We start from the raw sequence: 12,663 nt of genomic DNA, 5'->3' as shown, positions 1-12,663 counted from the left end.
AGAGCGGTTGCCAGAGATATGACTTCCGACAAATCTGCACACATTGCACGCTTCGGAACGCACGGGGTCTGGGGAGGATGGGACAAGTTCTCCCCCGAGCAGGCCCGGGCCATCGAGGAGCTCGGCTACGGAACCATCTGGCTCGGGGGTTCACCCAAGCATCTGCGACCAATTCGCAAAATCCTGGACGCCACCGAGGCCATCACCGTCGCCACGGGCATCGTGAACATCTGGAATACCGTTGCCGCGGTGATTGCCGACGCGTATCTCGAACTCGAGGACGACTTCCCGGGACGCTTCTACCTGGGTATCGGCGCCGGCCACCGAGAGGCAATTGCCGAGTACGCGAAGCCCTACATCGCATCAACCGCTACCTCGACATTCTCGATGCCAAGAAGGTCCCGACCCAACGTCGCATCCTCGCGGCACTCGGACCGCGGATGCTGACACTGTCGGCAGACCGGGCCCTCGGCGCGCATCCGTACCTCACCCAGCCGACTCACACCGCACTCGCCCGGGCCGAGCTGGGTGATGGGGTCCTGCTCGCGCCGGAGCACAAGGTCGTCGTCGACATCGACCCGCAGAAAGCCCGTGAAATCGGTCGACCCCCGGTCGACCAGCCATACCTACATCTGACCAACTACGTGTCCAACCTCGAGCGGCTCGGTTGGGCGGATGTCGACATCGCCAATGGTGGTAGCGACGCACTGATCGACACGCTCGTAGCCCATGGCGACGCGGCCACTGTACGCGCGCAGGTCGATGAGCACCTCACCGCCGGCGCCGACCACGTTGCCATTCAAGTCCTCGGCGAGGGTGACCCGGTCGGCCCGTTGGCCGAAATCGTCAAGTCCGCAATATAGCGTCAGCTCAGGCTATCGAGTCATGATTGCAGTGTTCTACACCGGACTCCTCCCAACTCGTTCCTCCCGGCTGGGCCCACCGCCCCCACACTGGCTGCGCTGGTGCTCGTCCGTGGGCTTCTCGGCATCGTGTGGCTCGGTGCCGAAAGTCTTCTGCTGACCCGGGCTCGCGCCACCCTGGGGAAGCCGTCGATACGGCGAATCCTCGACCGCATCACGGGCACCGTCCTTATCGGTTTCGGGGCGGCTATGGTCGCCGAGGCGAGGTAGTGGACGCGTGTCAGCATGGCGCCTCAGTCGCGGACCAGCGACGCCGAGGTGGTCCGGCGCAACTTGCCGGACGATGTCTTGGGAATGCTGCCGGGTCCGAGGACCGCGACGGTACGCGGACGTACCCCCACCTCGGAGACCACCGCGTGCACGACCTCGTGTTCGATCCGCTTGACCTCGTCCGGGTCCTGATAGTTGTTGGTTTCGACCGCGACCGCGAAGCTTTCCCGCTTCTGGCCGGCGTCGAGTCGCACCGCGACCGCGTTGCCCGGGCGGACCCCGGACACGGTGCCGGCTGCCCGCTCGATGTCGGTGGGATAAATGTTGCGGCCACCCATGATGATCACGTCCTTGATGCGACCGCACACCACGACGAGACCCTCCTCGGTGAAGTAGCCGATATCACCGGTGTTGAGCCAGCCGTCCGGATCCTGAGCCGGCTTGTGGCCCTCGAGTGTGACGTATCCGGGGGTCACGGCCTTGCCGCGGACCTCGATGATCCCGACTCCACGGGTGGGGAGCAGTTCCCCGTCCCCGTCGACGACCCGGCCCTCGAGGTTCGGAACCATTTTCCCGAGGGTGGCGAGGGGACGCGCATTCGGCTTGCTCGACGGGACAGCCCGGGACATCGCCTCGAGAATGTCCGGGTCGACGAAGTCGAGTACTTGACCTTGATCTGGGTCGGGAATCGACACTGCGAGGGTGGTCTCCGCCATCCCGTATACGGGGGCGAGTGCGGACGGATTCAGTCCGAACCGGGCGCCGGCCTCCGCGAGCGCCGTCATGGTGTCGGGGTCGACCGGTTCGGCCCCGTTCCACATGTACCGCACACTGGACAGATCGACCGCACCGTCCTCGGCTTGCCGCAGCCGACGGGCCAGCAGCGAGTACGCGAAGTTGGGCGCCGCCGTGACCGTGCCCTTGTACTTGCCCATCAGCTGCGCCCACAACAGCGGGGTGCGGAGGAAGTCCATCGGGGTAATGCTGACGACCTCGGCACCGACCTGCATGGGCACACTGAGGAAGCCCACCATCCCCATGTCGTGAAAGAGCGGCAGCCAGCTGACCATCACGTCGTCGTCGAGGGAGAACTTGATGCGATCGATCATCGCGTAGGCGTTGGTGTAGAAGTTCTCGTGGGTGATCTGCACGGCTTTCGGCGACCCGGTGGAGCCGGAGGTGAGCTGCTGCAAAGCAATGTCGTCCTCGAAGGTCTCGACCGGTTCGACCTCCGGACCTTCGTTCAGTTCGGCCACCGTCACCACTGTGATGCCGCGTTCCTCGAGTAGCGGCTTGGCCGCGTCGAATGGCGCACCGAGGATCACTGCCTTCGCATCGATCATCCTGATCACGGTTTCGGTGTCTTTGGCCCATACCGCCAGATCGGTCCGCGGGGTGGGCTGATGCAGCATCGTGACGGAGGCACCACGCATCCAGATTCCCTGGCAGGACGGCGCGATGTCGACGGGCTGACCGGCCAGGATGCCGATGGCGTCGCCGTGGCCGATACCCGCCGCCGCGAGCGCACCCGCCATCTGCCGCGCTACCCGATGAATTTCGCCCCATGGCTGTCGCAACGGCGCATCCGGCTCACCGGTGACCAACCCGCGGTTGCTGGTGACAGCGGTGGCATACATCTCGTCGGTGAACTTGCTCAAGATTTCTCCTCGTGCAGATACGGGTGTCCGAACGCAGTAGACGTAACTCCGGAGCGCCCCGACGGCTCACGCTGATTAAATATCCGAACCCGAGCTGAGTGTTACGTCAGGTCAGTGTTACCTCCCGCCGGATGTGCTGTAAATCCCTCCTCGGCCCCCGGGTAACCTGGTATGCGGCCACCTGGCCTTTCCGCATCCAGTCCCCCGAGAGGTTCTTCGTTGACTACCCCGTCCGACTCGGCCGACATCATCCCAGCCGAGGCGGAGTCTGTCGCCACCACTGCCTCGTCGCAGGACAAGCTCGACAAGGGCGTCCGCGCGGAGGCTCAGCGTCGCCGGACCTTCGCTGTGATCTCCCACCCCGATGCCGGTAAGTCGACGTTGACCGAAGCTCTCGCCTTGCATGCGAAGGTGATCTCCGAGGCGGGCGCCGTGCACGGGAAGGCAGGGCGCAAGTCGACGGTGTCCGACTGGATGGAGATGGAGAAGGCCCGCGGTATCTCGGTCAGCTCCACGGCTCTCCAGTTCAACTACCGTTCCACCGAGGCGTCGCCGGACGACCTCACCGACAACGTCATCAACCTGGTCGACACTCCCGGTCACTCGGACTTCTCGGAGGACACTTACCGAGTCCTGACCGCTGTCGACGCCGCCGTCATGCTCATCGACGCCGCGAAGGGTCTCGAACCGCAGACGCTCAAGCTGTTCCAGGTATGTCGTCACCGTGGGATCCCCGTGATCACGGTCATCAACAAGTGGGACCGCCCGGGTCAGACGCCGCTGGAACTGCTCGACGAGATCCATGAGCGGATCGGCCTCACCCCGACTCCCCTGTACTGGCCTGTGGGCATCGCGGGCGACTTCCGAGGACTGTTGCGCCGCGGCGAGGACGGCGCCCCCCGCGAGTACATCCGGTTCACCCGCACCGCGGGCGGCGCCAAGATCGCCCCGGAAGAGGTGATGGACGCGGACGCCGCCCTCGCGAAGGAGGGCAGCGAGTGGGTCACCGCCGCGGAGGAGAGCGAGCTGCTCTCGGCCACCGGCCAGGACCACGATCAGGAATTGTTCCTCGGCGGTCAGACCTCGCCGGTGATCTTCGCGTCGGCGATGCTCAACTTCGGCGTGCGGCAAATCCTGGACACTCTGGTGGAGCTGGCGCCGCCGCCCCGCGCCCGTGAGGACGTCACCGGCACTCCCCGCGAGGTCACGGACCCGTTCAGTGCCGTCGTGTTCAAAGTGCAGGCCGGGATGGATACAGCCCACCGCGACCGCCTCGCGTTCATGCGCATCGTCTCCGGCGTCTTCGAGCGCGGCATGGTGGTCACCCACGCCCAGACGGGTAAGCCCTTCACCACCAAGTACGCGCAGACGGTGTTCGGTCGTGAACGGTCCACCGTCGAATCCGCCTACCCGGGTGACGTGGTGGGACTGGTCAACGCCACGGCCCTCGCCCCCGGGCACACTCTCTATTTCGAGAAGAAGGTGGAGTTCCCGCCGATCCCGTCGTTCGCTCCCGAGCACTTCTCCATCCTGCGGGCCGAGAGCGCCGGCAAGTACAAGCAGTTCCGCCGCGCGGTGGATCAGCTCGACTCCGAAGGTGTCGTGCAGATTCTGCGCAACGACCTTCGCGGCGACGCGTCCCCCGTGATGGCGGCGGTCGGTCCCATGCAGTTCGAGGTGGTTGCGGCCCGGATGAAAGCCGAGTTCAACGTCGAGGCCCGGATGGAACCGCTTGCTTACGCGTTGGCCCGACGGACCGATCCGCAGTCCGTCGACGAACTGAACCGTCAACGCGGCGTCGAGGTGTTCACCCGATCCGACGGGGTTCTTCTTGCGCTCGTGAGCGACAAATGGCGACTGCAGTACATCCAGAAGGAGTTGCCCGACCTCACGCTCGAGCCGCTGGTGGCCGCCGCCGACTGAAGTCGGCCGCCCGCCGGATCTGCGGCGGAACCTCGGGTGCTGGTAGCTTTCACGTTCGTATCGAGCAAACTGGCGGGCTGGTGCGAGAACCCGTTTGTCTACGAGCAGGAAGCGACACGATGGAGAACGGCATTTCTACCAATGGATCGGGCAGCAACGGCTCCAGGGGCAACGGCTCGACCGCCGAATCAGCCTTCGCGGAACCGAGCAGCGGAGCACTGACCGGCAACGGCGCGTCGACGCCCAGCTCCGCCGAAACGTTCACCTTTCCGTTGCCGACGCGCAGCTCCGGCTCCCACAGCACCGAGGAGGCAGCCGAGTCGGTTGACACCACCTCGTCCCTCGAGTCCCGTGGTCGGACCGTGAAGCGACGCAACGCGATGGGAGTGGCAGCCGTGCGGGTCGCGGGTCGTCTTGCACACACCGAACTCCTCGAGGACCACCTCGCGTCCGCGAGCAGCCACTCCGCCGACCCCACCGTGGACGCCGACGAACTGCTCGAGCTGCTCGGTGAGTACCTCGTGGCGGCCGGATTCGAACGGCCGGAGATTCACGCCCAGCTGAACGGCCAGTCGATCGTCGTGGACCTGCGCTCTCCCTCCACGACCCTTCGCTGACCGTCCCGCGTCCGGCAGGCCCTTACGGCCACAGAATCGCGCGCGTCCACCCCTCGCCCGAGGGCTCCCTTCGGTAGCTCCAGCGCTGATGCCGGCGCCCGGGATCGGCCTGCCAGAATTCGACGCTGTCGGGCACTAGGCACCAGGCTCGCCACGTGCTCGACACGAAGTCGGGCTCGGCCTCGATGCTCGCGGCCGCCGCCCTGACCACCCGTTCGTATTCCGCGGGATCGGTGAGCACCTCGCTCTGGCGACTCGCAGTCGCGACGGCGCGGGCGGTCACCGACCGCTCCCGGAAGTCGCGGGCTGACACGTCCGGACCGCCGTCGACCACGGTTCCGCGCACCCGGATCTGACGCCCCCGTTCCCGCCAGTACAACGTCAGCGCAGCAACAGCGTTCGACGTCAGCTCACGCCCCTTCGGCGAACGCGTGTCGCCGGAAAACCAGAAACCTCGCTCCGTGACGTCCTTGAGTAGAAGGAACCGAGCGTCGGGCCGACCCCCCGGGTCCACCGTCGACAACGCGGCGGCGTGCGGTTCTGGAACTCCGGCGGCCGCCGCCTCGGCGAGCCAGTCGAGAAAGAGGATGTGCGGCGCGTCCGGCAGCGATTCGACGGGCGGTGGTTCGGGAAGCGCTGGGTCGACGACGGTGAGCGCGGGCAAAGCCCGTATCCACGCCCGGGTGTCCGGGAACGACGAAGGGTCCGGTGCGATCGGCATGTGCCGACAGTAGCGGGCCGGTGTGGCCTACGGCCCGACGAGCATCCAGCGGTGCCCGAACGGATCGATGAGGGTGGCGTTGCGATGCCCGTGCCCCTCGGAGATCCACCGCTCCACGGTCCCCCCGGCATCGCGGGCACTCAACAGGACGGCGTCGGGATCGTCGACTGCGAGCATCAAGCTGACCGATGTCGAACCTGCCTCCGGCGCAGTCAAACCCATTTCCGGGAACTCCTCGGCGAGGTAGATCATCCCGGTGGGGAGCTGTAACTCCACGTGGCCGATCCTGCCGTCGTCCAAGACGATCGGCTCCCCGACTACCTCCGCGCCGAACACCGCCGAATACCATTCGACAGCTTCGGTGCCTCTTCTCACCGTGAGGTACGGCACCGCACCGGGAACGGGCACTGCAGACGACATCGTCACCTCCCGCCTCGTCGTGGCAACCTCCGGTGCTCGGTCAGGCCGAGGCGGGGGGTTGCAACATCGCCCATTTGTTGGAAGTCAGCCGGAAACTCGGGAAGTCCGACAGGGCAGCCACGGATTCCCACGTGCGCTCGTACCCCGTGGACGTGATCCGCCACGCCCCGTCCGGGCACCGGATGTAACTGTCGTGATAGTAGGCCGACCCCCGCAGCAACATGCCGTCCTCCGGGATGAGCGTGGTGTCTGCAAGAAACCACACGCCGACAGCCGTGTCACCGGTGACGGTGATCTCGGGCTGCCCGCACTGGTGCTCGGTGATCACATGAGTGCCCAACGTGTTCTCCAGAAAGGACACGAAGGAGTCACGGGAATCGAACGTCAGGTATTCGCTGTACGTGGCCTTGACTTCGGGAACCATGGTGTCGGCGAATTCTTCCCACGACTTGGTATCGAGTGCACGAGAGTAACGGTGCTTGAGCTGCTCGATCTGTTTGATTGCTTCGAGATCCATGACCCCCGCCTCCTGTGCAGCGACATGCATGCCCTGGACTGCAGATTAGTCCGAACATCTGCGGGCTCGCCTTGGATTCCCCCCTTTTGCCCGGATCATGCATATTTACGCCGTGATTCGGGACACGAAAAGGTCACGAATCGACTTCCCGCCCGCACCCGTCGAAACAGCGCCGATCGAACTCCCGGCCACACTCGTTCTCCGATCCCGCCCAGTGTGAATGTGACCCGACATCTACATATAACGCGTTCCACACTAGTGTCGTACGCCATAAATTCGTGCTTTAACTTGATATCCTGAGGCATGCCTCGAACCGGACGCCCGAAGGCTGAGTTGATGTTGACCGATAACGAACGCGAACAACTCGTTCGATGGTCGCGGCGAGCGAAAACCCCACAATCGTTAGCGCTGAGGTCGCGGATCGTGTTGGCCTGCGCGGAGCCGGGGATGACAAACAAGCAAGTTGCGGCAGACCTAGGGATATCCGCCAACACGGTCAACAAATGGCGCGGGCGCTTCGTCGACCGACGCCTCGACGGCTTGGTCGACGAACCTCGACCGGGTCGTCCGCCCTCGATCTTGCTGGACCGGGTCGAAGACGTGGTTACCGCGACACTGGAAACCTCCCCGGCCAATGCGACGCACTGGTCACGTACCTCGATGGCCAAGCGCACCGGCCTGTCACCGTCGACGATCGGCCGGATCTGGCGCAAGTTCGAACTCAAACCGCATCTGACCGATGGTTTCAAGCTTTCCACGGATCCGCAGTTCGTGGACAAGGTCGTCGATATTGTTGGCCTCTACCATAATCCGCCCGAGCGTGCCGTCGTCCTGTGCGTGGACGAGAAGAGCCAGATGCAGGCATTGAACCGTTCCCAGCCGGTGCTGCCGATGATGCCCGGCATGCCGGAACGGCGCAGTCATGACTACGCCCGCAGCGGCGTCACCAGCCTGTTCGCGGCGTTCAACATCGCCGACGGCACGGTGATCTCCGAGCTTCATCGACGTCACCGGGCCGTGGAGTTCAAGAAGTTCCTCACCGCGATCGACAAGGCCGTCCCCGACGAGTTGGACGTGCATCTCGTCTGCGACAACCTGGCCACCCACAAGACGCCGGCAGTGGGCGACTGGTTGGCCAAGCACCCACGTTTTCACGTCCACTTCACCCCGACCGGGTCCTCGTGGATCAATCAGGTCGAGCGATGGTTCGCATTCCTGACCGATCAGCTGCTCCGCCGTGGTGTACACAAAAGCGTTGCAGCACTCGAGAAAGACGTTCGCAACTGGGTCAAGACCTGGAACGACGACCCGAAGCCGTTCGTCTGGCACAAGACCGCCGAGGAGATCCTCGATTCCCTCGCTAAATATATCTCACGAATTTCTGACGCGGGACACTAGGGTGTCGCTGACGAGGTTCTCGACCGTCCGGACGCCGAAGGGGTTTCCATGCTCGATCCAGCGCGCGTACCTGTCATCGTCGGTGTCGGCGACGTACGGTCCGGACGAAGTGGGGTTCCGGCGGGCCCGCGGGAGCCACTCGATCTCATCTCGGAGGCTGCGCAGTCAGCGATCGCCGACTGCGGTGTCGCAGCGCTGCGGTCCCGGATCGACGCGATACACGCGGTCAAGACCGTCAGCTGGTCCTACGACGATCTTCCGGGATTGCTCGCGGCCCGGCTGAACCTGCAGGCGCCCATCACCGCGAGCACCTCGCCGATCGGCGGCCATTGGCCTGCTGCTCTTCTCGACCGCATCGGTGACGACATCGCCGGCGGTCGATCGTCGGTGGCACTGCTGGTGGGCGGTGAGGCGCAGGCGACCATGACGGCGCTGCAGAAGTCGGGCACCGATCCGGTGTCGCTCGGCTGGGTAACGGCACCGGGTGGGCCACCGGCCTTCGACGCCTCCGATCTCGGGAGCCCCGGCATGCAGCGGGCCGGGCTCATCGTGCCGACCCGCGTCTATCCCTTGTTCGAGAATCGCTTCACCTACGACTCGGGCGGCACACCCGAGCAATCCTCGGCGTGGTCGGCCCGCATGTACTCGGCCTTCTCGGAGCTGGCGGCGAAGAATCCGGCGTCGTGGACGTCGACGGTGTATTCCCCCGAAGACATCGCGACCACCGGACCGGGCAATCGCATGGTCTGTGAACCGTATCCTTTGACGCTCAACGCCATGCCGTTCGTGGATCAGGCGGCCGCGGTCGTGGTGTGCTCCCTGGCGCGCGCCCGCGAACACGGCATCACCGACGACCGAGTGGTCTATCTGTGGGGTGGCGCCGGAGCGACCGACCCGGTGGATGTGCTTGCCCGCAACAGCTTCGGGGCCTCCGCGGCGATGAACCGGGCCGTCGGCCGCGCACTGGCCCAGGCCTCCCTCGAGGCGTCCGCCCTCGACGTCGTCGACGCCTACAGTTGCTTCCCGGTGGTCCCGAAGTTGTTGATTCGCGCACTCGGCCTACCCGAGGACACCGTCCCCAGCGTGACCGGTGGGCACTCGTTCTTCGGCGGCCCACTCAACAGCTACACCCTGCACGCCATCGCCGAAGTGACCCGCCGCGTTCGTGAGGGCGCCGGCCCGGCCCTCGTCCACGGCAACGGCGGATATCTGACGTACCAGCACGTCGTCCTGCTCTCGGGCACGCCGCACCGGAACGGCTACATCGGCATCCCCGAGCCGGAACAGCTCGGTTCGGACGCTGCCGAACTCGTCACCGGATACGACGGCGAAGCCGAGATTCTCACGACCACCGTGGAGTACGGCCGCGACGGTGTCCCCGCCACCGGATTCGTCGTCGCACACACGTCCGACGGACGGCGTCTCGCCGGACGCACCGGACCCGAGGACGCAGCCGCCCTGTCGGCGTACACCCGCACTCCCCCGCGGTCGGTGATCGGCCGGACGGTCCACGTCACCGACCGGGACGGTGTGCTGACCGTTCGGTTTCCGACCGGCTAGTCCAGATCGGCGGCCAGTTCCATCCACTGCTCCTCAGCCGCTTCCTTCTCGGCCACCACTTGCTTGAGCTCGACGTCGAGCTTCTGCAGCTTGTCCGGATCCGTCGCTGCCTCGGCCAACTTCTCGTGCAGCTTCCGCTCGCGCTCGTCCAGCTTGGCGACCGCACGCTCGAGGCGAGAAAGTTCTTTCCGCGCAGCACGTTCCGCCGCACCGTCGCGCGCCTGCTTGGGCGCCGACGCACCCGTCGCCGTCGACGCGACGGACGGTGCGCCGACGTCACCCATCAGCGCACGGCGTCGCAGGTAGTCCTCGATGCCGCCGGGGAGGTTGGTCAGCTTCCCGTCACCGAACAGTGCCCAGGTCGTGTCACAGATGCGCTCGATCAGGTAGCGGTCGTGGCTGATGACGACCATCGTGCCCGCCCAGCCGTCGAGGATGTCCTCGAGCTGCTGCAGGGTGTCGATGTCGAGGTCGTTGGTCGGCTCGTCGAGAAGAAGGACGTTGGGCTCGGCCATCAGCACTCGCGTGAGCTGGAGGCGGCGCCGCTCACCGCCCGACAGGTCACCGACCGGTGTTCGCTGACGAGCCGGCGTGAAGCCCAGCCGCTCGGCCAGCTGTCCGGCCGAGACTTCCTTGTCGCCCAAAGTGATCCGCTCCGCGACGTCCTTGACGGCCTCGAGGACCCGCATGCCGATGGGGAGGTCGTCGAGTTCCTGGCGCAACCATCCGATGTGGACCGTCTGTCCCTGGATCCGTTTGCCCGACGCAGGTTCGATTTCCCCGGCGAGCGTGCGGAGCAACGTCGTCTTGCCGGAACCGTTGACCCCGACCAGGCCGACACGTTCACCGGGCGCGAGCCGCCACGTGAGGTCGTCGACGAGCACCCGGCCGTCGGGCGTCTCGAGACGGGCATCCTCGAGTTCGATGACCACCTTGCCGAGCCGGCGCTGTGCGAACGACGCCAAGGCCACGTTGTCGCGGGGCGGCGGCACGTCGGCAATCAACGCCTCCGCGGCCTCGATCCGGTACTTGGGCTTCGACGTGCGGGCCGGGGCACCGCGCCGCAGCCACGCCAACTCCTTGCGAGCCAGGTTACGCCGGCGCTCCTCGGACGCGTCCGCCTGCCGGGACCGCTCCGCCCGTGCGAAAACCCAGTCGTTGTAACCACCCTCGTAGCTTTCGACCCTGCCGCCCACCACTTCCCACGTGCGGTTGGCGACGGTGTCGAGGAACCAGCGGTCGTGGGTGACGACAACGAGTGCGCTACGGCGGGACACCAGGTGCTCGGCCAGCCACTGCACCCCCTCGACGTCGAGGTGGTTGGTGGGTTCGTCGAGTACCAGGAGGTCGAGGTCCTGCACCAGCGCCGCCGCCAGCGCGACACGCCGTCGCTCGCCACCGGACAGTCCGTCGACGGTGACTTCCAAGCCGAGGTTGTCGATTCCGATGCCCGCGAGGACGGAGCGGATGCGGGCGTCACCGGCCCATTCGTGCGCGGCGACGCCGAGCGGTCCGAGAACCACGTCGCCGACACTGGAGCCGGGCGGCAGGACGCCGCGTTGCGTCACCACCGCCATCCGCAGGCCGCCGACCCGGCTGACGCGTCCGGAGTCGGGCGCTTCCACACCGGCGAGCACCTCGAGCATCGTGGTCTTGCCGCCACCGTTGAGCCCGACGACGCCGATGCGTTCGCCTTCCTGTACGCCGAGCGACACCGAATCGAGCAACGGCTTGATGCCGAACGACTTCGATACCTGTTCGAGATTGATCAGATTCGCCATCAGTGCGATCCCTCCGCCGCGTCATTGATTATTCGGGCGCCCGGCACCGGTCCGCTCGCGACCCGCACGGTGCGACACACTCCCGCACCTGCGAGTTCTGCGCTGACACGGACCGCGGCATCCGCGTCAGCGCACAGAAAGGCACAGGTCGGCCCCGACCCGGAGACAATGCCGGCGAGTGCGCCCGCGGCAACTCCGGCGCGTAACGTCCGCCGCAGTCGTGGCTCGAGGGACAGGGCAGCGGCCTGCAGATCGTTGCCCAGCAGCGGCGCGAGCGTTGCAGCGTCGCCCGTCGTGAGCGCATGCATGAGGTCGTCCGCACCGCCGAGCTTCGGTGGTGTGCCGCCGGCACGCAGGCGGTCGAGTTCCCGAAACACCGTCGGGGTGCTCAACCCGCCTTTCGCGAGCGCGAGTACCCAATGGAAGGTGCTGCGCGAGAGAACTGGCAGGAGTCTCTCGCCACGTCCGGTTCCGAATGCGGTACCACCGTGCAACGCAAACGGCACGTCACTACCCAGTTTCGCTGCGAAAGAATGGAGGTCCTCACGAGAGAGGTCGAGATGCCACAGCGCGTTGAGGGCCACCAGCGTCGCGGCCGCGTCGGCGCTGCCGCCCGCCATGCCACCGGCAACCGGGATGCCCTTGTCGATCGAGATCTCGACGTCGGGACGCCGGTCGGCCTCGACCGCAAGCATCTCGGCGGCTTTCCAGACGAGGTTGCGGCTGTCGGTGGGAACCACGCGGGCATCCTCACCGCGGACCTTCACGGTCAGCGCATCCGCAGGCGCGACCGACACGGTGTCGCCGAGCGAGAGCGCCTGGAAGACCGTGTTCAGCTCGTGGTAGCCGTCGGCACGTTGGTCCCCGACGGCCAGGTGGAGATTGACCTTGGACGGGGCCCGGACGACGACGGGGCGAGGAACGACGGAAAGCAC

General features: G+C 66.0%; 11 protein-coding genes and 1 pseudogene. 6 read left to right on the top strand and 6 right to left on the bottom strand.

All coding sequences use genetic code 11. The features are described from left to right. The first annotated feature begins 18 nt into the window (after nt 1–18). Nucleotides 19–863, top strand: a pseudogene (locus tag HYG77_RS24110) (LLM class F420-dependent oxidoreductase). Between the two features lie 102 nt (nt 864–965). Next, on the top strand, nt 966–1,133 hold the full coding sequence (locus tag HYG77_RS24105) for a hypothetical protein (RefSeq protein WP_244373086.1): 168 nt from the start codon (nt 966–968) through the stop codon (nt 1,131–1,133). Nucleotides 1,134–1,156: 23 nt separating this feature from the next. Here the strand turns inward: HYG77_RS24105 and HYG77_RS24100 are convergent, their stop codons facing one another. Continuing rightward, complete coding sequence (locus HYG77_RS24100; RefSeq protein WP_208960859.1) at nt 1,157–2,791, bottom strand: fatty acyl-AMP ligase; 1,635 nt, start codon at nt 2,789–2,791, stop codon at nt 1,157–1,159. A gap of 219 nt (nt 2,792–3,010) precedes the next feature. Between HYG77_RS24100 and HYG77_RS24095 the strand changes: the two genes are divergently transcribed. Next, nucleotides 3,011–4,714 (top strand): peptide chain release factor 3, encoded by a 1,704-nt coding sequence (locus tag HYG77_RS24095; protein ID WP_109332431.1) that lies wholly within the window; start codon nt 3,011–3,013, stop codon nt 4,712–4,714. A gap of 119 nt (nt 4,715–4,833) precedes the next feature. Further along, the gene (locus tag HYG77_RS24090) at nt 4,834–5,331 is read left to right on the top strand and encodes a hypothetical protein (RefSeq protein ID WP_208960858.1); all 498 of its coding nucleotides are present in this window, start codon (nt 4,834–4,836) and stop codon (nt 5,329–5,331) included. Between the two features lie 22 nt (nt 5,332–5,353). Here HYG77_RS24090 and HYG77_RS24085 read toward each other — a convergent pair whose 3' ends face one another. The 3 genes from HYG77_RS24085 to HYG77_RS24075 are packed head-to-tail and all read right to left on the bottom strand — an operon-like array spanning nt 5,354 to nt 6,989. After that, nucleotides 5,354–6,052: a pyridoxal 5'-phosphate synthase gene (locus HYG77_RS24085; protein WP_208960857.1), complete on the bottom strand. Its 699-nt coding sequence runs from the start codon at nt 6,050–6,052 to the stop codon at nt 5,354–5,356. 27 nt (nt 6,053–6,079) lie between these two features. Beyond that, a complete protein-coding gene (locus HYG77_RS24080) occupies nt 6,080–6,472 on the bottom strand; it encodes a VOC family protein (protein WP_109335282.1) in 393 nt (130 codons plus the stop codon). 40 nt (nt 6,473–6,512) lie between these two features. After that, nucleotides 6,513–6,989 carry a nuclear transport factor 2 family protein gene (locus tag HYG77_RS24075; protein WP_109332434.1) on the bottom strand — a complete coding sequence of 159 codons (477 nt, stop codon included), beginning with the start codon at nt 6,987–6,989 and terminating at the stop codon, nt 6,513–6,515. A gap of 303 nt (nt 6,990–7,292) precedes the next feature. Here HYG77_RS24075 and HYG77_RS24070 point away from each other — a divergent pair, with 303 nt between their 5' ends. Both HYG77_RS24070 and HYG77_RS24065 read left to right on the top strand, forming a co-directional pair. Further along, nucleotides 7,293–8,387, top strand: coding sequence for an IS630 family transposase (locus HYG77_RS24070; protein ID WP_208960856.1), 1,095 nt, complete (start codon nt 7,293–7,295; stop codon nt 8,385–8,387). A gap of 48 nt (nt 8,388–8,435) precedes the next feature. Beyond that, a complete protein-coding gene (locus tag HYG77_RS24065; RefSeq protein ID WP_208960855.1) occupies nt 8,436–9,947 on the top strand; it encodes an acetyl-CoA acetyltransferase in 1,512 nt (503 codons plus the stop codon). Here the strand turns inward: HYG77_RS24065 and HYG77_RS24060 are convergent. Further along, nucleotides 9,944–11,728: an ABC-F family ATP-binding cassette domain-containing protein gene (locus HYG77_RS24060; RefSeq protein ID WP_208960854.1), complete on the bottom strand. Its 1,785-nt coding sequence runs from the start codon at nt 11,726–11,728 to the stop codon at nt 9,944–9,946. The two genes, HYG77_RS24065 and HYG77_RS24060, sit on opposite strands and share 4 nt — an antisense overlap. Then, nucleotides 11,728–12,663 (bottom strand): 4-(cytidine 5'-diphospho)-2-C-methyl-D-erythritol kinase, encoded by a 936-nt coding sequence (locus HYG77_RS24055; protein WP_109332437.1) that lies wholly within the window; start codon nt 12,661–12,663, stop codon nt 11,728–11,730. Before HYG77_RS24055 ends, HYG77_RS24060 begins: the two co-directional genes overlap by 1 nt.

It is taken from the genome of Rhodococcus sp. ZPP, from assembly GCF_017656075.1.
Taxonomy (GTDB): domain Bacteria; phylum Actinomycetota; class Actinomycetes; order Mycobacteriales; family Mycobacteriaceae; genus Rhodococcus_F; species Rhodococcus_F oxybenzonivorans.
The sequence above is the reverse complement of the archived record's forward strand: the minus strand, read 5'-3'. Positions and strand labels throughout refer to the sequence as shown.